23 protein-coding genes and 1 tRNA gene are annotated in these 24,546 nt (G+C 75.0%); 9 read left to right on the top strand and 15 right to left on the bottom strand.

Going from position 1 to position 24,546, the window contains the following annotated elements; translation table 11 throughout:
- Nucleotides 1–4 precede the first annotated feature (4 nt).
- The 3 genes from NXY84_RS18980 to NXY84_RS18970 all read right to left on the bottom strand — a co-directional run bounded on the left by NXY84_RS18980 (nucleotide 5) and on the right by NXY84_RS18970 (nucleotide 2,448).
- On the bottom strand, nucleotides 5–274 hold the full coding sequence (locus NXY84_RS18980) for a GlsB/YeaQ/YmgE family stress response membrane protein (RefSeq protein WP_183297671.1): 270 nt from the start codon (nucleotides 272–274) through the stop codon (nucleotides 5–7).
- Between the two features lie 157 nt (nucleotides 275–431).
- Complete coding sequence (locus tag NXY84_RS18975; RefSeq protein ID WP_258724592.1) at nucleotides 432–893, bottom strand: GatB/YqeY domain-containing protein; 462 nt, start codon at nucleotides 891–893, stop codon at nucleotides 432–434.
- A gap of 199 nt (nucleotides 894–1,092) precedes the next feature.
- Nucleotides 1,093–2,448, bottom strand: a complete 1,356-nt coding sequence (locus NXY84_RS18970) for a ricin-type beta-trefoil lectin domain protein (RefSeq protein WP_258724591.1) — start codon at nucleotides 2,446–2,448, stop codon at nucleotides 1,093–1,095.
- A gap of 183 nt (nucleotides 2,449–2,631) precedes the next feature.
- Here NXY84_RS18970 and NXY84_RS18965 point away from each other — a divergent pair, with 183 nt between their 5' ends.
- Nucleotides 2,632–3,960, top strand: coding sequence for a serine hydrolase domain-containing protein (locus NXY84_RS18965; protein ID WP_258724590.1), 1,329 nt, complete (start codon nucleotides 2,632–2,634; stop codon nucleotides 3,958–3,960).
- Nucleotides 3,961–4,051: 91 nt separating this feature from the next.
- Here the strand turns inward: NXY84_RS18965 and NXY84_RS18960 are convergent.
- Nucleotides 4,052–4,124: transfer RNA gene (locus NXY84_RS18960), tRNA-Lys, on the bottom strand.
- 246 nt (nucleotides 4,125–4,370) lie between these two features.
- On the opposite strand from NXY84_RS18960, the gene NXY84_RS18955 reads away from it, so the two are divergent.
- A complete protein-coding gene (locus NXY84_RS18955; protein WP_258724589.1) occupies nucleotides 4,371–5,195 on the top strand; it encodes a hypothetical protein in 825 nt (274 codons plus the stop codon).
- Nucleotides 5,196–5,421: 226 nt separating this feature from the next.
- Here NXY84_RS18955 and NXY84_RS18950 read toward each other — a convergent pair whose 3' ends face one another.
- The 3 genes from NXY84_RS18950 to NXY84_RS18940 form a co-directional block, all read right to left on the bottom strand.
- Complete coding sequence (locus NXY84_RS18950) at nucleotides 5,422–6,111, bottom strand: DUF2510 domain-containing protein (RefSeq protein ID WP_258724588.1); 690 nt, start codon at nucleotides 6,109–6,111, stop codon at nucleotides 5,422–5,424.
- 237 nt (nucleotides 6,112–6,348) lie between these two features.
- Complete coding sequence (locus NXY84_RS18945; protein ID WP_258724587.1) at nucleotides 6,349–8,175, bottom strand: alpha/beta hydrolase; 1,827 nt, start codon at nucleotides 8,173–8,175, stop codon at nucleotides 6,349–6,351.
- Nucleotides 8,176–8,417: 242 nt separating this feature from the next.
- Entirely contained in the window at nucleotides 8,418–10,235 is a 1,818-nt protein-coding gene (locus NXY84_RS18940) for an alpha/beta hydrolase (RefSeq protein ID WP_258724586.1), read from the bottom strand.
- Nucleotides 10,236–10,468: 233 nt separating this feature from the next.
- On the opposite strand from NXY84_RS18940, the gene NXY84_RS18935 reads away from it, so the two are divergent.
- From NXY84_RS18935 to NXY84_RS18920, 4 genes are all read left to right on the top strand, one after another.
- Nucleotides 10,469–10,936 (top strand): PPOX class F420-dependent oxidoreductase, encoded by a 468-nt coding sequence (locus NXY84_RS18935; RefSeq protein ID WP_258724585.1) that lies wholly within the window; start codon nucleotides 10,469–10,471, stop codon nucleotides 10,934–10,936.
- A 262-nt stretch (nucleotides 10,937–11,198) separates the two neighbouring features.
- A complete protein-coding gene (locus NXY84_RS18930) occupies nucleotides 11,199–12,569 on the top strand; it encodes a hypothetical protein (RefSeq protein ID WP_258724584.1) in 1,371 nt (456 codons plus the stop codon).
- A 78-nt stretch (nucleotides 12,570–12,647) separates the two neighbouring features.
- On the top strand, nucleotides 12,648–13,931 hold the full coding sequence (locus NXY84_RS18925; protein ID WP_258724583.1) for a hypothetical protein: 1,284 nt from the start codon (nucleotides 12,648–12,650) through the stop codon (nucleotides 13,929–13,931).
- A 228-nt stretch (nucleotides 13,932–14,159) separates the two neighbouring features.
- A complete protein-coding gene (locus NXY84_RS18920; RefSeq protein WP_258724582.1) occupies nucleotides 14,160–14,318 on the top strand; it encodes a hypothetical protein in 159 nt (52 codons plus the stop codon).
- Between the two features lie 86 nt (nucleotides 14,319–14,404).
- Here NXY84_RS18920 and NXY84_RS18915 read toward each other — a convergent pair whose 3' ends face one another.
- The 4 genes from NXY84_RS18915 to NXY84_RS18900 all read right to left on the bottom strand — a co-directional run bounded on the left by NXY84_RS18915 (nucleotide 14,405) and on the right by NXY84_RS18900 (nucleotide 17,720).
- The gene (locus NXY84_RS18915) at nucleotides 14,405–15,475 is read right to left on the bottom strand and encodes an Rv2578c family radical SAM protein (protein ID WP_258724581.1); all 1,071 of its coding nucleotides are present in this window, start codon (nucleotides 15,473–15,475) and stop codon (nucleotides 14,405–14,407) included.
- A gap of 150 nt (nucleotides 15,476–15,625) precedes the next feature.
- Entirely contained in the window at nucleotides 15,626–15,961 is a 336-nt protein-coding gene (locus NXY84_RS18910; RefSeq protein WP_258724580.1) for an ArsR/SmtB family transcription factor, read from the bottom strand.
- An 8-nt stretch (nucleotides 15,962–15,969) separates the two neighbouring features.
- Complete coding sequence (locus NXY84_RS18905; protein WP_258724579.1) at nucleotides 15,970–17,271, bottom strand: MFS transporter; 1,302 nt, start codon at nucleotides 17,269–17,271, stop codon at nucleotides 15,970–15,972.
- A gap of 125 nt (nucleotides 17,272–17,396) precedes the next feature.
- Nucleotides 17,397–17,720 carry a hypothetical protein gene (locus NXY84_RS18900; RefSeq protein WP_258724578.1) on the bottom strand — a complete coding sequence of 108 codons (324 nt, stop codon included), beginning with the start codon at nucleotides 17,718–17,720 and terminating at the stop codon, nucleotides 17,397–17,399.
- Nucleotides 17,721–17,855: 135 nt separating this feature from the next.
- On the opposite strand from NXY84_RS18900, the gene NXY84_RS18895 reads away from it, so the two are divergent.
- From NXY84_RS18895 to NXY84_RS18885, 3 genes are all read left to right on the top strand, one after another.
- Complete coding sequence (locus NXY84_RS18895; RefSeq protein ID WP_258724577.1) at nucleotides 17,856–18,020, top strand: hypothetical protein; 165 nt, start codon at nucleotides 17,856–17,858, stop codon at nucleotides 18,018–18,020.
- Nucleotides 18,021–18,178: 158 nt separating this feature from the next.
- Nucleotides 18,179–19,561, top strand: a complete 1,383-nt coding sequence (locus NXY84_RS18890) for a hemolysin family protein (protein WP_258724576.1) — start codon at nucleotides 18,179–18,181, stop codon at nucleotides 19,559–19,561.
- On the top strand, nucleotides 19,558–20,580 hold the full coding sequence (locus tag NXY84_RS18885; protein WP_258724575.1) for a hemolysin family protein: 1,023 nt from the start codon (nucleotides 19,558–19,560) through the stop codon (nucleotides 20,578–20,580). Before NXY84_RS18890 ends, NXY84_RS18885 begins: the two co-directional genes overlap by 4 nt.
- A gap of 124 nt (nucleotides 20,581–20,704) precedes the next feature.
- On the opposite strand, the gene NXY84_RS18880 is transcribed toward NXY84_RS18885, so the two are convergent.
- The 4 genes from NXY84_RS18880 to NXY84_RS18865 form a co-directional block, all read right to left on the bottom strand.
- Nucleotides 20,705–22,267: a M20/M25/M40 family metallo-hydrolase gene (locus NXY84_RS18880; RefSeq protein ID WP_258724573.1), complete on the bottom strand. Its 1,563-nt coding sequence runs from the start codon at nucleotides 22,265–22,267 to the stop codon at nucleotides 20,705–20,707.
- A 148-nt stretch (nucleotides 22,268–22,415) separates the two neighbouring features.
- Nucleotides 22,416–23,141, bottom strand: coding sequence for a phosphatase PAP2 family protein (locus NXY84_RS18875; RefSeq protein WP_258724572.1), 726 nt, complete (start codon nucleotides 23,139–23,141; stop codon nucleotides 22,416–22,418).
- Entirely contained in the window at nucleotides 23,138–23,893 is a 756-nt protein-coding gene (locus NXY84_RS18870; protein ID WP_258724571.1) for a phosphatase PAP2 family protein, read from the bottom strand. The genes NXY84_RS18875 and NXY84_RS18870 overlap by 4 nt, the downstream gene beginning before the upstream one ends.
- Nucleotides 23,894–23,969: 76 nt before the next feature.
- Entirely contained in the window at nucleotides 23,970–24,419 is a 450-nt protein-coding gene (locus tag NXY84_RS18865; protein ID WP_258724570.1) for a hypothetical protein, read from the bottom strand.
- Nucleotides 24,420–24,546 lie beyond the last annotated feature (127 nt).

The following is a 24,546-nucleotide window of genomic DNA, read 5'->3' as shown; positions in this document are numbered from 1 at the left end:
GCGTTCAGCGGCGACGGCCGCGGCGACCGGTCGCCGCACCGTAGATGAGGAACACGATGATGGCGCCGCCGATGGCGAGCAGCCACGTCTGGATGTCGAAGAACGTGGCGAGCCCCACACCGAACAGGACGCTGCCGAGCCAGCCGCCGAGCACCGCGCCCAGGACGCCGAGCACGAGCGTGATGAGCCAGCCGGTGCTCTGACGCCCAGGGAGCAGAGCCTTGGCGATCACACCAGCAAGCAGGCCGAGGAGGAGGAACGCGAGAAAGCTCATGGGAGAACAGCTCCTGTGAGAAGAGTTCGAACCGGACGGGACAGAACCTCCCACATCGGGACGAAAGCCGCATCCGGAACCGGACGACCGTCCAGACCCCTGCGTCCCCGCCACCTCCGCGCCCGTCACCCGGCGGACAGCGCCACCTCGCCGCCGGTCACCCGGCGGACAGGGCCGCCTTCACGCGCCGCGACAGCACCGTGCCGTCGACGCGCCCGCGCCCGGCGGCCGCGGCCTGGGCGGCGCGCATGACCGCGCCCATGTCGCGCATGCTCGTCGCGCCCGTCTCGGCGATCGCGGCGGCGACGACCTCGTCCAGGTCGGCCTCGCTGAGGGCGGTCGGCAGGTACGACTCGATGAGGTCGGCCTCGCCGGCCTCGGTCGTGGCGCGGTCGGTCGCGCCGGCGGTCGTGTAGATCTCCGCGGACTCGCGGCGCTTCTTGACCTCGGACGCGAGGACGGCCTGCACCTGGTCGTCGTCGAGCTCGACGGCGACGGGGCCCGACTTCTCCGCTGCTCGCACCGCGCCGATGACCTGGCGGAGGGTGTTCGTGCGGAAGGCGTCGCGCGCCTTCATCGAGGTCGTGAGGTCGGCGGTCAGTCGTTCGAGCGTGGTCATGCGCCCATCGTGCCCGGTCCGGGTGGGCGTGCGGCGACCGAATTCCGGGAGGGCCGGGCGGCCTCGCGTCGACGGCACCGACGCACCGGCTCCTCCGGCCGCGGGGCGGAGGCTCCCGTCGGCCCGGTGTCCCGCCGCGGTCGGCGCCCGGCGCGGACCGAGGTGGCCCGGCGCCGGGTGCCGACTGAGCGGTGTCGCCTCAGGCGCCTGGGAGGGACCAGCGCTGCGCGGTGTTGCCGAAGCAGTCCCAGATCTGGGTGCGCTGCCGGTCGACGGCGCGGCCGTCGGGGTTGTCCAGGCAGCGGCCGGACGCGGGGTTGCGGTACGAGTCCCCGGAGCGGACCCAGGTCTGGTTCGACTGGCCGGGGTTGCAGTCCCAGAGCTGCACCTGGGAGCCGTTCGCGGTGCCGTAGCCCGTGACGTCCAGGCACTTGCCGAGGGCGCGGAGCGTGCCGTCGGCCCCGAACGTCCAGCGCTGGGCGGGCGTGCCGTTGCAGGTGTACAGCTGCACCGCCGTGCCGTTGGCGCTGTTGGCGTTGTCGACGTCCAGGCACTTGCCCGCCGCGCCGGACACCACCGCACCGGTCGACGTCCCGGTGGTGGGCGGCGTCGTCGGGGTGCACGTGCCGCGGACGACCCGGTCGACGTGCGTGGTCCCCGCCGAGCGCAGGCCCGAGACGCGGGTCGCGACCTGGGCGGGCGTGAGCAGCTCGTCGGCGGAGTGGTAGACGTAGTCGACGTCCTGCTCGTACCGGCTCGTGCCGCCGGTGTGGGACTGCAGGTCGATGAACCAGATGTTGAACGCCAGCAGCATCGGCGTCTCCGGGTACACGTGCCCACCGTGCTGGGCGACCTGCCGGCCGTCGAGGAAGTAACGCACGGTCCCGGCGTCGACCTGCATCACGAGGTCGTGCCACCCGGCGATGCTCCCGACGACGGGCGTGCTGAGGTTGTCCGACCGCCACGGGTCCGGCCGGTACGTCTCCCACGTGGTGAGGAAGAGCGTCGGGGACGTCTGGCCCCAGCCGCCGTTCGGCAGGTACTCGAAGTCGGCCTCGCCGTAGGCGGGGTCGTCGGGGAAGGCCAGCGGCGTGATGCCGTAGAACGTCTGCACGACGGGGTCGCCGTCGGCCCCGGACACGGGGGCGTCGGTGAAGCGGACCCGCGCGGCGTACGTCCCCTCGAAGAACTTCCGCTGGTGGGACACCTCGGCGCTGACCGTGCCGGACGGCGTGCCGTCGGTCTGGGCCTGCAGCCGCATCGAGCGCGCCGTCCCCGAGCCCGTGAACGTCACGTTCGACGGGGACCAGGAGGCGCCGCCCACGCCGGGTCCGCCCCCGCCGCCGCGCACGCTCCAGCCCCGGGCCGCGAGCTGGGCGTCCTGCGAGGAGGTGTACGAGAAGTCGTCGAAGAGCTGCCCGCACCCCCCGGGCGTCGCAGCCGCTGCCGGTGTCGCGGCCGCGGTGACCGCGGCGGCGAGCAGGAGCGGGGCGAGGGCGGCCGCGGCCAGTGCCCTCCGGATCGTTGACTGTCGATAGAGCGCTCTCTGAGTCACGCGTCGACCTCCTCGTCGGAAACGGTGAAGCGGGCACCGTGCCACATATCGGGCACGGACCGCCAGGGGTCGGCGCGGCGGCGGCGGCCCGGCGCGGCCACCGGCGGTCGCCTCGCACGCGGTTGTGCTCGGCCAGGGCGTGCGCCACGGTGGACCTGCTCGCGCGACCGGAGGAGAGTCCCCATGCCGTCCAGAACCCGCAACCGTCGTGCCGCCGTCGGCCTCGCAGCCGCGGCGCTCGCCCTGCCCCTCGCGCTCGGCGCGGACGCCGGCGCGCGGCCCGGGACACCGCCGACCGGGGCTGCTGTCGGCTCGGGATGGACCCCCGAGGACCAGACCGCCCTCTCCCGCGCCGTGCTCGCCGCCGCCGAGCAGGCCGCCTCCGGCCCCGCCGCCCCCGACGCGCGGCGAGCCCCCCGGCCGACGGAACCGGCCACCCCGGGCGTCGACCGGGCCGCGCTGGACGCCGCCGCGCGCACGCTCGTCGACGACGGTGCCGTCGCCGTGACCGCCCGCGTCGAGACGCCCGCCCTGCGCTGGTCCGGCGCCGAGGGCGTCCGCCGCCTCGACCACCGGTCGCCGGCGCGCACCACCGACCGCTTCCGGGTCGCGAGCATCACCAAGCCGATGATCGCCACGCTGGTGATGCAGGCGGTCGAGCGAGGCGCGCTGTCGCTCGACACACGCGTCGAGGACGTCCTGCCCGGCCTGCTGCCCGGGCAGCCCGAGGTCACCGTCGAGCACCTCCTGAGCCACCGGTCCGGGATGCCGACCGGGACCGACTCCCTGCTGGCCGCGCGGATGGCCGACCCGACCTCGCTCGACGAGTTCTTCGCGGTGCTGGGCGAGGACTACACCGACGCGGACCACGTCGCGGCCGCTCTGGCCACCCCGTGGCTCTTCCCGCCGGGGTCGGGGTTCGGCTACTCGAACTCGGGCTACGTCGTCCTCGGCATGATGCTCGAGGAGGTCACGGGCCGGGACCTGGAGCGGCTGCTGCGCGACGGCGTCCTCCGCCCCGCCCGGATGCGGCACAGCGCGTACCCCGACGAGCCGCAGAGCCGCGGCCCGTTCCTGGTCGGCGCGGCCTACACGGGTGAGGAGGGTGCGGGGTGGTACTCGCTGGGTCACTTCGACCCGGACGTCTTCGGCGCCGCGGGCGCGGCGACCAGCACGACGGCGGACCTCCTGTCCTTCACGGACGCGCTGCTCCTCGGCCGCCTGGTGCAGCCTGCGACGGTCGCCGACATGACGACGCCCCGGAGCACGGACGTCCTGGAGTACGGCCTCGGCGTGTACCGCGTGCCGGATCCGTGCGCGCCACCGGAGGCCCCCGTATACCTGTACGGGCACGACGGGGCGAGCTTCGGGACCCTCAGCGTCGCGCTGAGCTCCCCGGACGGCTCGCGCTCGCTCGCGCTCGGCGTCACGGGACGCAACCTCAGTGCTGACCCGGAGGCGCTGTACGACCTGAACGCCCTCCTGGTGCCGATGCTCCTCGCCACCTGCTGAGCCGGCGGGCGCGGCCCGGGCGTCGTACCCGGGTGGTCCCGCGGTGCGGCCGGTGCGTGCGTCCGCCTGCTGCCGCGGGTGTCCAGGGAGGTGGGCCCCGTGGGGCTCGAACCCACGACCTACGGATTAAAAGTCCGCTGCTCTACCGACTGAGCTAGAGGCCCCGGACGCGCGGGAGCATCCCGGCGTCCTCGGGGTGGCGGCGATCGGGCACCCCGAGAGCAGGGTACCCGCGAGGTTCGAGGTCGACAGGGCGCCCCGAGCCGCCTGCGGGCGCCGGGCCGTGGCGGACTTCACCCCGCAAAGCGGACGCACACGGCTCTCCGGCCTGAGAGGCTCTTGTCCGGTCGTCCGCGTGCCGCTCGCCGGCCCGACCGTTGCTGTCGCGGCCATCCCCAGGGGGTTCTCCCATGCGTTCGTCCCGTCGTCTGCTCGCCGTCCCCGCGGCCGTCGCCCTCGTGTGGAGCCTCACGGCCTGCGGCGGCTCCTCCCCCGAGGCGAGCACCGAGACCACCACGAAGCCGTCGGCCTCGGCCGAGGCCACGAAGGAGGCCGAGGGCGTCGAGATCACGCAGGCCAACTTCCTGAAGGCGATCTCCGACGCGCAGGCCGAGGCCAGCAGCTACGACTTCTCGATGTCCACGTCGGCCGAGGGGCAGTCGATGGAGGCCACGGGCTCGGTGCAGATCGAGGACGGCGGCGCCCAGGCGCTCTCGATGGTCATGGAGCTCCCGGACATGGGTCAGATGGAGATCCGCATGGCGGGTGGCCTCACGTACATGAACCTCGGCGGGCTGACCGGCGGCAAGTTCCTCCAGGTCGACCCGAGCGACGCCTCGAACCCGCTCGCCGCCGGCCTCGGTGACATGACGGGCGAGATCGACCCCACCAAGGCGCTGGCCGACGCGGAGGCCGCCGTCACGAGCGTGACCAAGAAGGGTGACGCGGAGGACGTCGAGGTCGTCGAGGCGACCCCCTACGAGGTCGTCATGGACCCGACGAAGCTCCCCGAGGAGCAGCGCGCCGGGCTCGACCAGGCCGCCGCGGCCGGCGCCACGATCCCGACGACGTTCGTCTACACGTACTGGCTCGACGCCGACAACCGCGTGCGCAAGATGGCCTTCGACCTCATGGGCTCGAAGACCGAGATGACCTTCTCGAACTGGGGGAGCGGCGCGCCCGTGACCGCGCCGTCGGCCGACCAGATCACGACCGAGAACCCGTTCGCGGGCTGATCCCGCTCCGGCTCCGAGCCGGACCCGCTCGCACCGGAGCCCGGCGCCGTCCCCGTGACGACGCCGGGCTCCGTCGTGTGTGCGCCGCCCTCGTCGCGCGTCGGACGGAGCGGGTCGTGCCGGACGGGCGCAAACGACCGCGACGGACGGGGCGCACGCAGGACCGCTCCGGACGGTGGCGCGACGGACCGCGCCGGACGGGCGCGCGCCGGACCGCGCGGGACGGCTACGGCGCCGTCTCCTCCAGGGTGCGCTCGACGTCGTCCTGGATCGCGCCGAAGGCGGCGACCGGGACCGAGAGGAAGAGCACGAGCGCCGCGGCGGCACCGGCACCGACGGCGAGCCACCCCGCGGCGGAGAGGGACGGGGCGCCGCGGAACACCGCACGCCGGTAGTCGCGCACCGCCCGCGCCACGAGGACCACGGCGACGAGACCCGCCAGGTACCAGAGGTTGCCGAGGCCGCCCAGCGCGTGGCTCACCGCGGCGCCGACGAGCAGCACGACCAGGGCGGCGCCGTACAGCCAGGCGGCGTCGCGGCGGACGCGACGGGCCTCGTCGAGCCGGTTGCGCTGGTACTCGGGGCTCTCGGTGATGCGGTCGGCCAGGTTGAGCGACTCGCCGAGGCGAGCCGGCACGGTCGCCCGGAAGCCGCCGGCAGCCGGAGCCGACGGGCCGGCCGGGGCTCGCGCCGGGTCCGGCGCCCAGGACGCGGTGGGGGTGGCGGCTGGTGGGGACCAGCTCGCGGCGGGGGCGGACACGGCCGCGGCCGCTCGGGGCCCGGCGGGCTTCCCGCCGGGGGAGGCCGGGTCCGGGGTGGTGTGCTCGGTCCACGCCGTGCCGTCGAACCACCGCAGCACGCCGACGGTCGAGCCGTCGTCGTACCAGCCGGCGGGTGGGAGGCGGTCGTCGGTCACGGCGTCGATCGTCGCAGACGGGTCCGGGACGCCCGCGGAGGTGCGGGCGGATTCACCCAGGTGCACGAGCGAGCGGCCCCCGCCCAGCGGGTGCTGGGCGGGGGCCGCTCGGTGGTGCGGTCCGGCCGGTGGTGCGGAGCCGGTCGGCGGTGCGGAGCCGGCCGAGCCGTCCGGCCCGACGAGCGCCGTCCGTGCTGCGGGACACCGGCCGGGCTCAGGAGCCCCGGGCGGGCCGGGTCAGCTGCGCGGGAGCGCCCCCGGGACCGGCGGGACGACGGGCGGCAGGCCGTTCTGCTGTGCCGACCGGGCGCCGGAGTCCGGGGCGTCGAGCGGCGTGGTGAACGGCTGCTCGTCGCCGACGCACAGCGTGCCCTCGGCGGGCAGCGTCCCGTCGAGCAGGTAGGCGTCGATGGCCCCCGTCGCGCAGGCCGACGTGCCGTACGCCGTGTGGCCCCAGCTGTCGCTCGACAGCAGGCGGCTGTTCGGCAGGGTCCGGTCGACCGTCACGGCGTTGTCGTAGTTCGTCGCGGGGTCCCAGTAGTTGCCGACGACGAGCACGGGGCTGGCCGTCTTCTTGGTGAACGGCCCGGTGTAGGCGTCCTCGTCGCGCACGGTCCACGTCTGGCTCGCGCACGCCGAGGAGTTCCACGTCCACGCCCGGCCGAAGTCGGGCGCGCGCTGGTCGGCGCGGTCGGCGTGCCCGGGCCACGAGCGCGCGTAGGCCGGGTTGCGGCCGTCGGTGCACTGGATCGAGAAGAACGCCTCGAGCGAGTTGTCGTACGGGAACGCGAGCCCGAGCGCCTCCTGCTGCTGGGCCGCGGTCTCGTCGGCGGCCTTCGCCCGGTCCTGCTGCGACAGGACCTTGGCGGCGAGCGCCGCGTTCGCTGCCGCCTGCGTCGCTGCGGCGTCGGTCCCCGGCTCGGCGGGCGCCTGGGCGAGCTGCCACAGGAACGTGAGGTCCTGGTCGACGATGTCCGCGGCGTTCGGCGCGTACATGTCGCTCAGGAGGAACGAGACGAGCGTCGCGTACGTGACGGTCAGCAGCACCTCGCCCGTCTCCGGGTCGACGATGTCGACGGGGTTCTCCCGCAGCGACGCCTTGAGCGCGGCGTAGTTGTCCTGCGGGTCGCCGTACGCCGCGAACCGGCAGTACTCCGGGCCGGCCTTCTCGCAGCGGAGCAGGATCTCGTCGAGCGCCTTCGACGCGCCCTCCGCCGAGCGGATCCGGGTGAACGTCGGGATGTCGCGGTTGGCGCGGGTCCCGACCCAGTCGGCCGGGTCGACGACGCCGTCGATCACGAGCGCGCGCACGCGGTCCGGGAACATGTTCGCGTAGTAGTTGCCGAGGATGCTCCCGTAGGAGAAGCCGAGGTAGGTGAGCTTCTGGTCGCCGAAGGTGCGCCGGAGCACGTCCATGTCGCGGGCGACCTCGGCGGTCGACATCGAGCCGGACAGCGGCTTCCCGGTCGTCGAGCACGCGATCCCGATGTTCTCCGACGCGGTGACGTACGCCGCCTCCTCGTCGTCCGTGACGGGGAACGGGACGTCCGCGCCGGCGAGGTCGGCCGCCTGCTCGCCCATGTTCTCCCAGCAGCGCACGTTGTCGCTGTAGTTCGTGCCGCGCGGGTCCATCCCGATGATGTCGAACCGGTCGAGGACCTCCGGGCCGAGGAACTGGGTCGCCGCGGCCGCGATCTGGACCCCCGAGCCGCCGGGGCCGCCGGGGTTGAGCAACAGCGAGCCGAGCTTGTTGGCCTGGTCGCGGGCCGGGTGCCGGAGGACCGCGACCGACGTCGTCGCACCCCGCGGCTGGTCGTAGTCGAGCGGGAGGCTCACCGTGGTGCACTCGTTGCCCTCGCCGAACGCGGGGCTGCAGTCGAACCAGCTCGTGGCGGGTGCCGGGACGCGATCGACGCGCTGCGCCTCGATGTCCCCGATCGGCTTGCCTGCGGCGGGAGCGCCGGCGGCGTTCGCGGCGGACGCGGCGCCGGCGACGGCGGTACACGCGAGGGCGGCGGTCGCCAGGACGGCGGCCCACCGGGTGGACGTGCGTGATCGAGACATCGAACCTCCTGTGACGTGCCGGACGGTCGGCGCCCCCTGACGCCGGCTCGTGAACGGCATGCGCTTCACACTCTCGGCGCGCGACCGGCAGCGTCAAGGGAGTGCACAGGTTCTCCACGAAGCACGCAAAGCGGGTGCCTGTCGAGCGCACAGCCGTCGCCGGTCCGGCGCGCGACCGGCCCCGCCCAGCGCGTGCTGGACGAGGGCCGGTCGGGGCTGCTGCCGGAGGGGTCGGCTCCGGGTCAGCCGCGGGGGAGCGCCCCCGGGACGGGCGGCACCACGGGCGGCAGCCGGTCGGACCGCGCGGACCGCGCACCGGACTCCGGGCCCTCGGGCGTCGCGAGCGGGACGGTGAACGGCTGGTCGTCCCCGACGCACAGCGTCCCCGCGGGCGGCGTCGCACGCGTCAGCAGGTACGTGTCGATCGCGTCCGTCACGCACGCCGACGTGCCGTACGCGGTGTGACCCCAGCTGTCGCTCGACAGCAGCCGGCTGTTCGGCAGGAGCCGCGCCGCGTTGACCGCGCCGTCGTAGTTCGTCGCCGGGTCCCAGTAGTTGCCGACGACGAGCACCGGGTTGGCCGTCGCCTTGGTGAAGGTCCCGGTGTAGGCGTCCTCGTCGCGCACGGTCCACGTGTGCTGCGCGCAGGGCGACGAGCCCCACGTCCACAGCCGCCCGAAGTCGGGGGCCCTCGCGTCGGCGCGGTCCGCGTGCCCGGGCCACGAGGCGGCGTAGACGGGGTTCCGGCTGTCCGTGCACAGGACCGAGAGGAACGCCTCGGGCGAGTTGTCGTACGGGAACGCGAACCCGAGCGCCGCACGCTGCTCGGCCTCGGTCACGTCCGCCGCCTTCGCCTGCTCCTGCTGCGTGCGGTACCGCTCCAGGAGCCCCTGGCGTGCGGCGTCCTGCCGCGCGGCGGCCTCGGTCCCCGGCTCTGCGGGCTCCTGCAGGAGCTCCCACACGAAGCTGAGGTCCAGGTCGACGAACTCCGCGGCGATCGGTGCGTACAGGTCGCCCAGCAGGAACGAGATCAGGACCGGGTACGTGAGCGTCAGGTAGACCTCACCCGTCTCCGGGTCCACGAGGTCGAGCGGCTCCACCCGGAGCGACGCCGTGATCTGGGCGAACAGGTCCTGCGGGTCGCCGTACCCGGCCAGCCGGCAGTACTCCGGGCCGGCCTTCTCGCAGCGGAGCAGGATCTCCTGGAGCGCCTGCGCGGCGCCCTCGCCCGACGTGATTCGGGTCGTCACCGGGGTGCTCTGGGTGGCGCGGCTGCCCTGCCAGCCCTGCGGGTCGAGGACCCCGTCGATCGCGACCGCCCGGACCCGGCCCGGGAACATGCTGGCGTACACGTTGCCGAGGTAGCTGCCGTAGGAGAAGCCGAGGTACGTGAGCTGCGTGTCGCCCACCATGCGCCGGATGACGTCCATGTCACGAGCGACCTCGGCCGTGGACATCGAGCCGGACAACGGCTTGCCGGTCGTCGAGCACGCCTGGCCGACGCGCTCGGACGCCGCGACGTAGGCCGCCTCCTCGTCGTCCGTGACGGGGAACGGGACGTCCCAGCCCTGGAGGTCGGCGGCCTGCTCGCCCATGTTCTCCCAGCAGCGCACGTTGTCGCTGAAGTTGGTGCCACGCGGGTCGATGCCGACGATGTCGAACCTCTCGAGCACCTCAGGTCCCAGGAACATGCTGGCCTGAGCCGCGATGCCCACGCCCGAGCCGCCCGGGCCACCGGGGTTGAGGAACAGCGAGCCGATCTTGTTCGCCTGGTCGGTCGCCGGGTGGCGCAGGACCGCGACGGCGGTGGTCGCGCCCCGGGGCTGGTCGTAGTCGAGCGGCAGGTTCACGGTGGTGCACTCGTTGCCCTCGCCGAACGCCGGGCTGCAGTCGAACCAGCTCGGGTTCGGCGTCGGGACGCGGTCGACGCGCTGCGCCTCGACATCCCCGATCGGGCCCCGTGCGGACGCCTGGGCCGCGCTCGCGCCGGCGGCGGCGGTGCCGACGAGCGCGAGAGCGGTGAGGACGGAGACGAGACTGGACGTGCGTGGTCGGTTCATCGAGCCCCCTGCGACGTGCCACGCGGTCGACGCCCCCCTGGCGCCGGCTCGCGGCTGGCATGCTCGTCACACTCTCTACGCCCGGTGTGCACCGTCAAGGTGGGGCACAGGTTCTCCACGAGCCGCGCAAAGTGCGGCCGGGCCGGGTCGCGCGTGACGCGACCGGCGCGCGGTGCGAGAGTGACCGGGACCGCCCCGTGCCCGACGACGGAGCGCCGACCCGAGGAGTGCCCGTGCCGCGACGCATCGCCACCGCCGACCGAGTGAGCCGCGACGAGCTCCTCGAGTTCCTGCGCCCGCGCCACCACGCCGTGCTTCTCACCCGCCGCAGGTCCGGCGCGCCGCAGCTCTCGCCCGTGACGTGCGGCGTCGACGACGCCGGGTGCCTCGTCGTCTCGACGTACCCGGACCGCGCGAAGGCGGTCAACGTCCGGCGGGACTCGCAGGTCAGCGCGTGCGTGATGTCGGACGACTTCGACGGGCCCTGGGTGCAGGTCGACGGGACCGCCGAGGTGGTCGACCCGCCCGAGTCGGTCGAGCCGCTCGTCGAGTACTACCGCAACATCGCCGGCGAGCACCCCGACTGGGCGGAGTACCGCCAGGCGATGCTCGACCAGGGCAAGTCGCTCATCCGGCTGCACATCGAGGGCTGGGGGCCCGTCGCGACCGGGGGCTTCCCGGCGCGGCTCGCGGACGGGTGAGCGGGGACGGGTGAGCGGGTGGCGCGTGGCTCGCGGACCGGTGGGCGTGCGCTCGCGGGCGGCTGGAGGTGCGCTTCGTGACCCCGGGTGAGCGTGCGGTGCTCGGACGGGTGAGCGTGCGGTGCTCGGCTCGCGCAACGGCTGCGGCCGTTCACCCGGACGGAGCAGTGGCCGGCCGCAGCGATTGCGGGTCCGCCGCGCTGCCTCCTACGTTCGGGGAGTGCGTCACCGCTGACGCGCGGACCGTGGGGGGTCGTGGGCGATGAGCGCGGAGCGCTGGGCGACGCGAGCAGGGACGTGGCTGGTCCGCGGCCTGCTCGCGGGGGCCGGCGCCGTGCTGGTCGGTGCCGTGGTTGCCGGTCCCGCGCACGCCGCCGGGTCGCCGGCCGCGCCGCACGCCGCCGGGGCGCTCGCCGCGGGGTCCTTCGCCGCGCCGCACGTCGCGGGGGCCGACGAGGCGCTGGGCGCTGTCGTCGGCGGGCTGACCGGCTCCGTCGGGGCCCTGGTGACGCCGGTCGCGGACGCCGTGCTGACGCCGGTCGCCGACGTCGTGCTCGTGCCGGTGGCTGAGCTCGTCGCCGCTCCGGTGGAGGCGGCGCGGGTGCCGGCCCCGGTCGTCGACGCGGTGGTGGCACCTGCCGGGACCGTGGTGGCCCCGGTCGAGGCGGTGCTGGCGCCGGTGGGCGACGTGGTCGCGCACGTCGGGTCGCCCGTGCACACCGGGGTGGTCGACCCCGCGCTCGGGGCCGTCGCGCCCGTGGTCGAGGCGCTCGTCGAGCCGGTCGCCACGACCGTCGCGGAGGTGGCGTCCCCGGTGACGCAAGCCGTGGCACCGGTCGTCGAGGGCGTCGTGCAGCCGGTGGTCCCCGTCGTCGAGCGTGCGGTGACCGCGGTGTCGCCGCTCGTCGAGCCGGTCACCGGCACGGTCGACGCGGTGCTGCCCGCCCTCGCGCCGGTCACCGCTCCGGTCGACGAGCTGCTCGGTGGGGTCGCGGGCGCCGTCGCGGCGCCGCTGCGGCCCGTGCTCGACGGCGTCGTGGGGCCCGTCGTCGCACCGCTGACCCCCGTCGTCCACGTGGTCCGGCCGCTCGTCCCCGGCCTCCCGCTCGTGCCCGCGGTGCTCGACCCGCTCGTGCCGGGCGTGGACCTGCCGGGCCTCGCGCCGCCGTCGTCCTCCCCGCCGCCGGTCGCCTCGGAGCAGGACGCGGACCGTCCGGTGGCCGACGGCAGCGCCGACCTCGCGGCGCCGGGCACCCCGGCGGGAGCCGTCGCACCGGCTGACGTCGCGGCCGGCAGCGCCGTCGAGGCACCGGCGCAGGTGACGAGCGTCCGCTCGGCCGGCACCCGGGGCGGCCCCGCGACCAGCGGCGTCACGCCCCCGACCGCGCTCGCGTCCGGTAGCGTCCACGACCCCGGGACTGCGGGCGTCCCGAGCGCACCCTCGGCGCCCGCGCTGCCCACGGGCGGCGCCGGCGGAGGCTCGTCCTCGGGCGGCGTCCCGCGCACCGGCGCCGACGCCGCGCTCCTGACCTTCGCCGTGCCCGCCGGGCTGCGGCTCGTCGTCACCCTCGCGGGCGCGGACCTCGGCTGCCCCGGCGGCCCGACGACGGACATCCCGCACACCCCTGCCTGACCGGACCGCGTCGTCCCCGTGACGACACGCGTCCTGCGCCCCGAGCGGGCGCTCCGGTCATCAGCAGAGGAGCAACCCATGCACACGTACGTCCGTCGAGCGCTGCAGACAGCGCTCGTGAGCGGTGGCCTGCTGGCCGCCGGGGCCGTCGCGGCCCATGCCACACCCCACGACGGGGTGCTCGGGGTCGACGTCGTCGTCGGCTCCACCACGGAAACCCTCGTCGCGCTGAGCCTCGACGTCGGGGGTGAGCCGCAGACCGCCGCCGGTGGCGCGCCGCTCGTCTCCGCGCCCGTCGGCGTCCCGGTCGACGTCTCGGACGTCGCGGTGGCGGTGCTGGGCGACGCGACCGTCACGTCCAGCGACCCGGACGGTGGTGCCGGGGTCGCAGGCGAGGGTGGTGACCCGTCGGGGCCCGAGGCGCCGGTGCCGTCGCCGGGCGGTCTGGTCTCGGCCCCGCTCGACGTGCCGGTCGACGTCTCGGACGTCGCGGTCGCGGTGCTGGGCGACGCGACCGTGGTCGGGGCGGGCTCGTCGGCCGGTCCGACGGACGGTGACGCCGCCGGCTCCGCCGGACAGGAGCCGGCGGTCGTGTCGTTGCCGGTGACGGCGCCGGTCGAGGTCTCCGGCGTGGCCGTCGGCGTCCTCGGCGACGCCGACGTCACCCAGGGCCCGGTGGACGCCGGGTCGGGCGTCGGGCCGGCCGAGCCGGTCGGCTCGGGTGCGATGGGTGCGGGCGAGGAACCGCTCGTGGTCGCCCCGGTGACCGTGCCCGTGACGGTCTCCGGCGTGGCCGTCGGTGTCCTCGGCGACGCGACGGTCGCACGCAAGGCCGACGGTGCCACGGGTGGCTCCGACGCGGACGGTGGCACGCCGGGCACGCCGGGCACGCCGGGCACGTCGGCAACGCCGGGGGCGCCGGGTGGTGGTTCGGGCGGCGGTTCGGGTGTCGGGTCGCCCGCTCCCGGCGTCGTCATCCCGTCCGACGGCGTCCTCGGAGCCGGTGGGCAGGCGCCGGGGGAGCCGTCCGGCGAGTCGGGTTCCGGGTTCACCGTCGGCCTGGCCGGGGGCGGTGGCGTCGGGGCCGACCCGGCGGCCGTCGCCGGAGCCGAGCCGGTCGCCCTGGCCCGCGCGTCTGCCGGAGTGCGCCCGTCCGACGCCGCGCTCGCCGCGCGCGCCGCCGAGGTGCCGCCGGTCGCGGTGCTCGCATCGACCGGCAGCGAGCTCTGGCTCGTCCCGGTGGCGCTGGCCCTGGTCGTCGGGGGCGTGTGGCTGCGCGGCCGTGCGCACCGGGCTGCAGCCCACCACCCGGGTCGGGTCACGTTCGTGCCGCACCAGCGGGGTGCGTCGGACGGCTCGTGAGACCGGTCGTAGCGGGGTGGCCGGGCCGTCCGGCCACCCCGCCCGGACGGGCGCGACGCACGGTCCCCGGCGTCGCGAGGGCCGACGCCACGACCACCGGCGTCGGGGTCGCCGACGGCCCGCGGCGGCGACGGCAGGCGCGGCGGATCACGGCGCTCGCTGCTCCGGGCACGCGTCGACCTCGGCGCTCCTCGGGCGGGCGAGCGCGATGCGGCGCACGATGGCGTCATGAGCGAGAACACGAGCGAGAGCGCCAGCAACGACACGAGCACCCCGACGGGCGACGTCCCCAACCCGGAGACGGGCGTGGGGATCGGCGCCGGGGAGCCGTCCGGCTTCGAGCCCGAGGAGGACCCCGAGGCCGTCCCGGACGACACCCAGGACTGACCGGCCGCGCCTGACCGGCCCGGCGACCGGACCGAACGGCCCGACCGCGATCCGTGCGGTGGCCCTCCGGGCGGCCGCCGGGACGGTCAGAACAGCGTGAGCTGGCCGCCCACGTCCTGCGGCGCCTCGACCGGCCCACCGCGCGGCGTGGGGAGCGACCCGGGCGGGAACCCCTCGACGCCCGGGCCCAGACCCGGCTGCCGCTCGGCCGCGCTCACGAAGCCGTGCCGCCGCCGCAGCGGCGCGACGCGCTCGCGCAGCCACCGCCGGTAGTCGTCGGGCACGTACGCCCCCCGCCCGTAGAGCCCCCGGTAGCGCGCGACGAGATGCGGGTGCTCCTCGGTGAGCCAGCGCAGGAACCACGGCTTGACCGAGCCCCGCAGGTGCAGCGGCATGACCGTCACGCCGCTGGCCCCGACCTTCGCGAGCTCGCCGAGCAGCGCGTCGAGGTGCTCCTCGGAGTCGGTGAGCCACGGCAGGACGGGCGCGACGAGCACCCCGCACGACAGCCCCGCGTCGCGCACGGCCCGCACGAGGTCGAGGCGCGCTCGCGGTCCCGGGGTGCCCGGCTCGAGCGCGTGCTGCAGCGCCGGGTCGAGCACGGCCAGCGAGACGGCGACACCGACCGGGACGTCCCGCGCGGCGGCGGTGAGCTGCGGGAGGTCCCGCTTGAGCAGCGGGCCCTTCGTGAGGATGGACAGCGGGGTGCCCGAGCCCGCGAGCGCGCCGATGATCCCCGGCATGAGGGAGTACCGGCCCTCGGCCCGCTGGTAGGGGTCGGTGTTGGTGCCGAGGGCGACGTGCTCGCGCTGCCAGGAGCGGCGGCCGAGCTCGGCGCGCAGGACCTCGACGACGTTGGTCTTGACGACGATCTGGGTCTCGAAGTCGCGACCGGCGTCGAGGTCGAGGTACTCGTGCGTGGGCCGCGCGAAGCAGTACGTGCACGCGTGCAGGCACCCTCGCATCGGGTTGACGGTCCACCGGAACGGCATCCGCGACGCCTCGGGGACCCGGTTGAGCGCGCTCTTGGCGGCGACCTCGTGGAACGTCACGCCGCGGAAGTCGGGCGTCTGCACGCTCCGCACGAGGCCCGCGAGCGAGAGCCCGGGCAGGGCGCCGCCCTCGTCCTGGTCGAGCCGCTGGCCTTCCCACCGCATGAGTCCATTCGAACACACGTTCGATCATGACGCCAGCACGCTCCCGTCGTGCACCCGCGCGCGGCCCGGAGCACGCAGTGCACCGCGAGCCGCGGACGAGCGCGGAGGTCGTCGGGCCCCGCCGTACGCCGTCTCGGGCACCCCGGAGGGCTACCGGTGGTGCGGCGGCACCGGGTAGAGCGTGTGCTCGGTGTGCTGCAGGACGTTCGTGACGAGGGCCGCGACGTGCTCGTTGGCCTGCGAGTAGAACACCGTGGTGCCCTCGCGGCGCGTGACCACGAGGTGACCGGCGCGGAGCTTGGCGAGGTGCTGGGAGATCGCCGGGGTGGGGCGGTCCAGCGTCTCGGCGAGGGTCGTCACGGACATCTCGGTGCCCTCGAGCAGCGCGAGGACGGCCAGGCGCGTGCGGTCGGCGAGCAGGCGCAGGACATCGACCGCGTGGTCGAGGTCGGCGCTGCCCGGGGTGGTCCGCGGGGCGGTGTCCATGGCGGCCATCATGGCACCGGGGTGCGTTCCGCGGCGGGCGGCGTGGCCTCGGCCGCCGGCTCCGGCACCCGCGTCGCGGGCGACACCGACCCGGGCGCCGTCCTGGGCCACAGCGCCAGCCCGGTCACGGTCGCCGCCGCCGTCGCGGCCGCGAGCACCAGCGCCGTCGGAGCCAGGCCCACGGCGGACCCCAGCCAGCCGGCGAGCGGGTAGGTGACGAGCCAGCACGCGTGCGAGAGCGAGAACTGCGCGGCGAACGCGGCCGGCAGGTCTCGGGCCGGGACGAAGCGGCGGATGATCCGGCCGACCGGGGTCTCGACGCTCGACCACCCGAGGCCGATCAGCACCCACAGCGCCCCGACGGCGACGAGCCCCGCCACCGGCGAGCTCACGGCCAGCGCGAGCGGCACGGCCGCCGCGCCGGCGGTCAGCGCGACTGCGCCGCCGAGCATGACCCGGCGCTCGGGGAGCCGGCGCAGGACGCGGGGGAGCGCGAACGCGGCCGCCATCGACCCCAGCCCGTTCGCCGCGAGCACGAGGGCGACGGCGTCGTTCGTCTGCCCGAACGTCGAGCGCACGACCGTGACCGTCTGGACCAGCACGAACGCCCCCGGTGCCGCGACGGCGAGGTTGAGCGCGAGGACCGGGCGCAGCGCCGGGGTCCGGGCGAAGACCGAGGTGCCGCGCCGCAGCCGCTGGCCGAACGTGCCGGGCTCGTCGTCCGGCCCGGGCGCGTGCCGCGCGGCGGACAGCGTGACCGACGCGACCAGCAGCGCCGAGGCGGCGAACCCGGCGGCGGTCCCGAGGAAGAGCGTCGACGGCGACACCACGAGCAGCAGCACCGCCGCGAGGACCGGGGACAGGACGGCCTCGAGGTCGTAGGCCAGCCGCGACAGCGACAGGGCGGCGGTGTAGTCGTCCTCGTCGGGCAGCACGTCGGGGATCACCGACTGGAACGTGGGGGTGAACGTCGCCGACGCCGCCTGCAGCACGAGCACCAGCAGGTAGACCTGCCACACGTCGCCGACGAACGGCAGGCTCGCCGCGACGAGGAGCCGCACGACGTCGGCGCCGATCATCACGACCCGCCGCGGCGCCCGGGCGACGACTGCGGCGGCGAACGGCGCGACCAGCACGTAGGCGAGCATCTTGATCGCGAACGCCGTGCCCAGCACCACGCCGGCGTCGGCGTCGGCGAGGTCGTACGCGAGCACGCCGAGGGCCACTGTGGCCAGCCCGGTGCCCGCGAGGGCGACCACCTGGGCCAGGAAGAGGCGCCGGTACACGGGGTGGGCGAGCGCACGGAGCACCCGAGCAGCATGCGTGAGTGTGCGTAAGTGCGCAACTATGCAGACGCGCATCCCGACGGTCCGGTGCCGCGCGGAGGCCGTGGGCAGACCCGGTGCGACGACGGGCCTCGGGGCGTTCGTGAGGGTCACTCCGGCGAGGGCCGGGGCTGCGGCAGGTCGGGCGCGTCCGGCCCGGCGCCGTGGTCCAGCCCCGAGGGCGGCTCGGGCCGCACGTCGTCCGCGGGGATCCAGGCGAGCCACGCCGGCTCGACGCCGCGGTCCTGCGCGATGCGGACCATCCCGGGTGCGCGCGCGACGACCTCCACGTCGAGGGTCGTGGTGGATCCGTCGTGCAGCCGCGTGGTGACCCGGACCGGTCGCGCGGGGACCACCGGTGCGACGTCGGCCTCCGGCGGCGCCGGCAGGGCGACGACGAGCTCGGTCCACGGGGTCTGAGGTCTGTCGGGCACGACCTCAGCCTGTGCGGTGCACGGGCTTCGGGCCACCGGCGGGAGCATCGAGGGTGCGGTCGCTGCCCGGTCCGTGCGCGCGGGCGTGCGGGTTCCGCGTGCTCGCCCCGCGGAGCCGTGCGAGCGTGTAGGGCTATGAAGAAGCTGCTGCTCGTCCTCGTGGTCGCCTGGATCGTGCTGTCCGTCGTGGGTGCGGTGATCGAGGGACTGCTGTGGCTGAGCGTGGTCGCACTCGTCCTGCTCGCGGCCACGACCGTCTACGGGTGGCTCACCTCGCGCGGCTCGGCGGGCCGCAAGTAGCGACGTCCTCGACGCCGGCTCGCCGCCGGCGGGAACCAGCCTGAGCCGGCGCACGTTGTCCGGTGGACCTGCCGCCCACCCGAGAGAGCCATGGACACCGACAGTACGAACCCCCGAACGTCGCGCGACGACCAGCCGGCGAGGGGGTGCAGGTCCTGATGTGGGTGCTCACGCTGCTGCTCGGCGTGCTCGTCGTCCTGGCGATCACCGCCGTGACGGGCTACTTCGTGGCCCAGGAGTTCGCGTACATGGCCGTGGACCGCTCGCGGCTGACCTCGCGCGCCGGTGGCGGCGACGCCGCGGCGCAGCGCGCGCTGGCGGTCACCCGGCGCACGTCCTTCATGCTGTCCGGCGCACAGCTCGGCATCACCGTCACGGGGCTGCTCGTCGGGTACGTCGCCGAGCCGCTGATCGGTGAGTCGCTGGGCGAGGCGCTCGGCGGCGTCGGGATCCCGACCGGCGTCGGGATCGCGATCGGCACGGTCCTCGCGCTGCTGTTCTCGACGCTCGTGCAGATGATCTTCGGCGAGCTGTTCCCGAAGAACCTCGCCATCGCGCGCCCGGAGCCGGTCGCCCTGTGGCTGGCCCGCTCGACCACGGTCTACCTGACCGTGTTCGGGTGGCTGATCCGGGTGTTCGACGCCGCGTCGAACCTGCTGCTGCGCGCGCTGCGGATCGAGCCGGTGCACGACGTCGAGCACTCGGCGACCGTGCGCGACCTCGAGCACATCGTCGAGGACTCCCGCGACAGCGGAGACCTCCCCGCCGAGCTGTCGGTGCTCCTGGACCGGATCATCGACTTCCCGCGCCGCGACGTCGAGCACGCGATGATCCCCCGTGCGCACGTCGACGTCGTCGACGCGACCGAGACGCTGGCGCAGGTCCGCGCCCGGATGGCCGCCGGTCACTCCCGGTACCCGGTGCTGACCGACGACGAGCAGGTCGTCGGCGTCGTCCACCTCGACGACGTGCTCGCCGGCGCCGAGGGCGACGGGACCCCTGCCGCGAGGTTCATGCGGTCCCCGCTGGTGCTCGCGGCGTCGATGACGCTTCCCGACGCCCTGCGCGAGCTGACCCGGTCGAGGAACCGGATGGCGTGCGTGATCGACGAGTACGGCGGCTTCGCCGGAGTCCTCACCCTGGAGGACCTGGCCGAGGAGCTCGTCGGGGAGATCACCGACGAGCACGACCCCGCCACCCCGACCCTCGCCCCGGTCGCGGACGACGGGATCTGGGTCATGGCGGGCGACGTGCACATCGACGAGGTGGAGCGCGCCGTCGGCCACGACCTCCCGCGCGACGGCTACGAGACGATCGCCGGCCTGGTCATCGCCGAGCACGGCTCCCTCCCCGCGACCGGGGACGCGGTGCACGTCGAGCTGCCTCCCGACCCCGCCGACCTGGCCCATGCCGACGAGCCCGCACCGGTGTGGATGCGCGTGGAGGTGCTCGAGGTCGAGCGGCACGTGCCGGCCCTCGTACGCGTCACCGTCCCGGCCGAACCCCCCACGACCGCCGACGCCGAGGAGGCCGACCGATGAGCGACCCCTGGATCGTCACCGGCGTCACCGTCGCCCTGATCGCGCTGAGCGCGTTCTTCGTCGCCGTCGAGTTCGCCCTGCTCGCCGCGAAGCGGCACCGGCTCGAGGACGCCGCGCCCACCAGCCGGTCAGCACGCGCCGCGCTCCGCAGCTCGACCGAGCTGACCGTCCTGCTCGCCGGGTCCCAGCTCGGGATCACCGCGTGCACCCTGGCGCTCGGGGCGATCACCAAGCCGGCCGTGCACCACTGGCTCACGCCCGTCTTCGAGACCTGGGGGCTGGCGCTGTGGCTGGCCGACGCCGCCGGGTTCGTCCTGGCGCTGCTGATCGTCACGTTCCTGCACCTCGTGGTCGGGGAGATGGCCCCCAAGTCCTGGGCCATCGCCCACCCGGAGACGTCCGCGACCGTGCTGGCGATCCCGATGCGCGCGTTCATGTGGGCCACCCGCCCGCTGCTCGTGGCGCTGAACGACGTGGCCAACCGGTGCCTGACCAAGGTCGGCGTCGCACCCGCCGCCCAGGTCGCCGCCGGGCAGAACCCCGACGACCTGCGCCACCTCCTCGAGCACTCCGCGAACGTCGGCGCGCTCGAGCCGGCCTACTTCGCCCAGCTCTCCGGCGCGCTCGAGCTCCAGGACCTCACGGTCCAGGACCTGCTCACCGGCAGCTCGCGGCCGACGGCCGTCCCGGTCACCGCGACCGCGGCCGACGTCCAGGCGGCGACCCGGACGTCGGGGCACCTGCGCATCCTCGTCGGCGGGCCGGGCTCGGCGCAGGGCGTCGTGCACGTGCGCGACACGCTGGTCGAACCGGCCGACCGGCCCGTGCGCGAGCTGATGCGGCCCGTGCTCGCGCTCGAGGCGGGCACGCCCGTCTACGCCGCGCTGACGTCGATGCGCGAGAGCCGCAACCACCTCGCCGTCGTGGTCGACGACGGCACCCTGCGCGGGGTGATCACCCTCGCCGACGTCCTCGCACGACTGTTCCCCCGGGCGTCGACCACCCCGGTCGGGTCCTGACCGGCCGACCCCGGACGCGCGGCAGGGCCGACGGGTCGCCACCCGTCGGCCCTGCTCGTCGTGCGGTGGTGCGTCGTGCGTCGTGCGTCGTGCGTGGTGCGTGGTGCGGTCGGGCAGGGGCGCGTCAGGCGGCGCGCTCCCAGCCCTCCTGCGTCCCCTGCGGCGCGAGCGTGCCGCCGTGCCGGCCCTTGCCCGGGTGACCCGGGTGGCCGGGGTAGCCGTGGCCGGTGCCCGGGCCGGAGACGCCGTTGATCGCCGACGTGTCCTGCGCGAGCGAGTACGTCGCGAACGCGATGGCCTTGACCATGATCCCGAGCGCCGTGGTGTTGACGTTCGTGATGTCGTCCTCGGGCGAGTGGTAGTTCGGGTCCTGCTGGATGCCCTCCGTGCCGCCGAACAGCGCGACCTCCTCGGCGGTCTTGATGTCGTCGGCGCCGGTGAACAGGCCCGACGCCGGGATGCCGTTGAGGATGAACGCCTGGTAGTCGGAGCGGCCCGAGAACTCGGTGTCGACCCACGGCTGCCCGATGCTGTCGAAGTAGTCGGTGAACACGTCCTCGGTCTCGATCGAGCCGGCCGGGACCTCGACGGGTGCCTCGTACGTCGACTGGTCGGCGTCGTACACGCCGATGACGTAGTTGGGCGAGCCGACCATGTCGAAGTTCAGGTAGGTGGCGATGCGGTCGAGCTCGCCCTCCTGCGTCGCGAGCTCCTCGACGTACTCGGTCGAGCCGATGAGCCCGAGCTCCTCGGCGCCCCACCACGCGAAGCGCACGGTGTTGTTGTGCTTCTTCGACTTGGCGAGCTGGACCGCGACCTCGAGCAGCGCCGCGGAACCGGTGCCGTTGTCGTTGATGCCGGGGCCGTCCTCGACGCTGTCGAGGTGCGCGCCGAGCATCACGACGTTGTCGTCGCGCCCGCGCCTGGTCTCCGCGAGGACGTTGAAGCTCTCCGCCTCCTCGACGTGGCTGCGGATGTCCAGCGTGACGTTGACCGGGTAGCCGGTGGCGAGGTCCTCGAGCAGCGCCTGGCCGGTCTCGAGCGTCGTGCCCGCGGCCGGGATCGTGACGCCGCTGTCCTCGCCGAGCGTGCCGAACAGCTCGGTCTCGGCGACGTTGTTGTAGATGACGACGCCGACGGCGCCGGCCTCCTGCGCGGCGAGCGCCTTCGCGGCGAAGGGGCACGCGTTGCCTCGGCTCACGAGCGCGATGGTGCCGGTGGCGTCGACGCCCTCCCACGCGGTCGCGTCGCAGCCGAACGCGTCCGCCGGGACGGAGAGGTCCGCCGTCAGCCCGGTCTCGGGCGTGCTCGACGAGAACTCCATCTGGTCGACCACGAAGCTCGCCTCGTCGGGCGTGTTCTGCAGCAGCACCTCCGCGTCGACCACGTCGAGGTCGAACGTGAAGTAGTCCCGTTCCGTCGTGTACCCGGCGCGCTTGAGCGTGCGCTCGACGTACTGGGCGCTCGCGTCGTACCCGGGGGTCAGGGCGGCACGGTTGCCGTCGTTGCGGTCCGCGACGTACTGCAGGGCCTGCAGGTGGCGCATGACCGCCTTCGTGGTGACCTTCTCCGCGAAGCGCTCGGGGGTGCTCGGGTTGCCGTGCGCCGAGGCGGGTGCCGCGATCGCGCCGCCGACGAGCAGGGCGCTGGCCGCTGTGAGCGCGGCGAGGGTACGACGTGCTGTCACGGGTGGACCTCCTGAGGAGTTCGGCGAGCCCGGGTCTGCTGACCCCGCGGGTTCGTCCGAGGAGGAAGCCGCGTCGGCGCGGTTCACAACGTACGCACAGGTAATCCCGGGATGGAAGGGGGCGAATCGACTCCGCCCCCCGGGGCGGTCAGCGCGAGGCGACCGCGCGGCGGGCGCGGCCGGGGGACGTCCGGCGCTCGCGGCGGCGCAGGTAGTGCCACGCGAGCCCGGCGCAGACGACGCCGTTCAACACCCCGACGAGCACGTCCGTCAGGTGGTGCATGCCCCGGTACAGCCGCGCGTACGCGACGAGCACGGGCACGAGCAGGCAGACCGCGGTCGCGAGCCCGCGCAGCGTCGGGTCCGCGATCCGCCGGCTGAGCAGCGCGAGCGTGAGGTAGAACGCGGTCGACGCCCCCACGTGGCCGCTCGGGAAGCTCGACGTGGGCGGCGCCTCGTCGAGCTTCTCGACCGACGGGCGCTCGCGGCCGACGACCGCCGCCGCGGTGACGAACACGGCGGCCTGCACGGACACCGCGATGCCCGGGACGACGGCGAGCCACCACTCCTTGGTCCGCCACCACACCAGCGCGATGACGAGCAGGCACGTGACGATGAGGAACAGCGTCGCGCCGATGTTCGACCACAGCGCGGTGAGCTGGTCCATCGCCGGGGTGCGGTCCGCGGCCAGCTCGGCGTTGAGCGTGTCCTCGGCGGGCAGGTCGTCGAGCGGCCCCCGAATGAGCGTCCCGAGCCCCACGATGACCGCCCACAGCCCGACGGCGGGGGCGAGGGCGCGGCGGGCGAGGTCGCCGCCGGCGCTGCGGAGGGTCGGTCGCGACGTGTCCTGCGCGTACCGGTGGACGAAGCTCACGGGTGGGCCTGCCTGTCGTCGTCGGGGGTGGCGGGGCTGACGGAGGTGCCGGGCTGCGGGAGGTGCGGGGTGCGGCCGACGTAGCCGAGGTAGGAGGCGCCGACCATCGCGGTGCCGACGAGCACCCCCGCGACGACGTCGGACGGGTAGTGCACGCCGAGCAGCACGCGGTCCGCGGCGGTGAGGAGGACGAGCGCGGCGGCGACGGCGGGGACCGCGACGCGCCCGCGGGGGCCGAGCAGCGGCCAGACGAGCAGGGTCACGGTGAGCCCCGCCGCGGCCGTGTTCGTGGCGTGGCCGGACGGGAAGCTGAAGCCGTCGGCGTGCGCGACGGCGTCCTCCACGACCGGGCGGGCGCGCGCGACCACCTGCTTCATGACCTGCGCGAGGCCCCAGGCGACGAGCAGGGTGACGAGCGCCCACGTCGCGCGCGTGCGCAGGCCGTGCCGTCGCCACACCCAGAGGCACAGCAGCGCGACGAGGGGGTTGATCCACACCCCGCGGAACGCCTCCTGCCACGCGAGCAGCACGTGGCGCAGCCCGGGGGTCTCGCGGGTCAGGTCCGTCGCCGCGGCGATCACGGCCTCGTCGAACGCGACTACGGGGGAGGACTCGGTGCGCACGACGAACGCGAGCGCGGCGACGGGCAGGCCGAGCGCCGCCGCGAAGCCCGCGGCGCGCAGCAGGCGGTGCGTGCGGCCGGGGTGGTGCGGGGCCTCGGCGTCGCGGGAGTCCGTGCGGCGCGAGGTCATCCGCGAAAGGTAGAGGTCCGGAGCCCCACGCGCGCGTCGAGATCGGGGCGGCCCGTCCCTGGGGACCGGTCCGAGGTCAGGCGGGGGCCTGGCGGAGTTCCTCGGCGAGCCGGCGCAGGTCGGCGTCGAGCGTGTCCAGCGCGCGGCCGAACGCGTCGGACGCGTCCTCCCGCGCGGTCTGCAGCGCCTCGCCCGCCTCCTCGACCGCGGCGACGGCCTCGTCGCGCACGGCCTGGTCCTCGCTGTCCCGGGCCGTCTCGGCCTCGTCGAGCGCGGACTGCGCCTGCTCGAGCGCGGCCTCCGCGTCGGCGCGGGCGTCCGCCTCGGCGTCGTCGAGCCCGGCGCGCAGGTCGTCGATCTGGTCCTGCACGCCGCCGAGGTCGACGACGTCCTCGCCGAGGTCCTCGGGGGCGAGCGTCTCGGGGCCGGAGCGCTCGGCGACGGGGTCGGCGCTCTCGTCCGCGGCGGTGCAGCCGGTCAGCACGAGGGCTCCGGCGAGGGACAGCGTGACGATGCTGGTGCGCATGGGCGAACCCTTCGGTCGGTGCAGGTGCGCCCAGTCTGGCGACGCCGGCAGCTCCGCGCGCGTCGAGGGGCGGATCCGCCCACCACCCGGACGAGTGGTCCTGCGGAGCCGTGCCGGGCGCGGGTGG

Source organism: Cellulomonas sp. NS3, assembly GCF_024757985.1.
In the GTDB taxonomy this organism is placed as follows: Bacteria; Actinomycetota; Actinomycetes; order Actinomycetales; family Cellulomonadaceae; genus Cellulomonas_A.
The sequence above is the reverse complement of the archived record's forward strand: the minus strand, read 5'-3'. Positions and strand labels throughout refer to the sequence as shown.

Bases quoted from the DNA above. Each gene is read 5' to 3' on its own strand.
- NXY84_RS18980 (WP_183297671.1), bottom strand. From the start codon at position 274: ATGAGCTTTCTCGCGTTCCTCCTCCTCGGCCTGCTTGCTGGTGTGATC.
- NXY84_RS18975 (WP_258724592.1), bottom strand. From the start codon at position 893: ATGACCACGCTCGAACGACTGACCGCCGACCTCACGACCTCGATGAAG.
- NXY84_RS18965 (WP_258724590.1), top strand. From the start codon at position 2,632: ATGCCGTCCAGAACCCGCAACCGTCGTGCCGCCGTCGGCCTCGCAGCC.
- NXY84_RS18955 (WP_258724589.1), top strand. From the start codon at position 4,371: ATGCGTTCGTCCCGTCGTCTGCTCGCCGTCCCCGCGGCCGTCGCCCTC.
- NXY84_RS18945 (WP_258724587.1), bottom strand. From the start codon at position 8,175: ATGTCTCGATCACGCACGTCCACCCGGTGGGCCGCCGTCCTGGCGACC.
- NXY84_RS18940 (WP_258724586.1), bottom strand. From the start codon at position 10,235: ATGAACCGACCACGCACGTCCAGTCTCGTCTCCGTCCTCACCGCTCTC.
- NXY84_RS18930 (WP_258724584.1), top strand. From the start codon at position 11,199: ATGAGCGCGGAGCGCTGGGCGACGCGAGCAGGGACGTGGCTGGTCCGC.
- NXY84_RS18925 (WP_258724583.1), top strand. From the start codon at position 12,648: ATGCACACGTACGTCCGTCGAGCGCTGCAGACAGCGCTCGTGAGCGGT.
- NXY84_RS18920 (WP_258724582.1), top strand. From the start codon at position 14,160: ATGAGCGAGAACACGAGCGAGAGCGCCAGCAACGACACGAGCACCCCG.
- NXY84_RS18915 (WP_258724581.1), bottom strand. From the start codon at position 15,475: ATGCGGTGGGAAGGCCAGCGGCTCGACCAGGACGAGGGCGGCGCCCTG.
- NXY84_RS18910 (WP_258724580.1), bottom strand. From the start codon at position 15,961: ATGGACACCGCCCCGCGGACCACCCCGGGCAGCGCCGACCTCGACCAC.
- NXY84_RS18895 (WP_258724577.1), top strand. From the start codon at position 17,856: ATGAAGAAGCTGCTGCTCGTCCTCGTGGTCGCCTGGATCGTGCTGTCC.
- NXY84_RS18890 (WP_258724576.1), top strand. From the start codon at position 18,179: ATGTGGGTGCTCACGCTGCTGCTCGGCGTGCTCGTCGTCCTGGCGATC.
- NXY84_RS18885 (WP_258724575.1), top strand. From the start codon at position 19,558: ATGAGCGACCCCTGGATCGTCACCGGCGTCACCGTCGCCCTGATCGCG.
- NXY84_RS18870 (WP_258724571.1), bottom strand. From the start codon at position 23,893: ATGACCTCGCGCCGCACGGACTCCCGCGACGCCGAGGCCCCGCACCAC.
- NXY84_RS18865 (WP_258724570.1), bottom strand. From the start codon at position 24,419: ATGCGCACCAGCATCGTCACGCTGTCCCTCGCCGGAGCCCTCGTGCTG.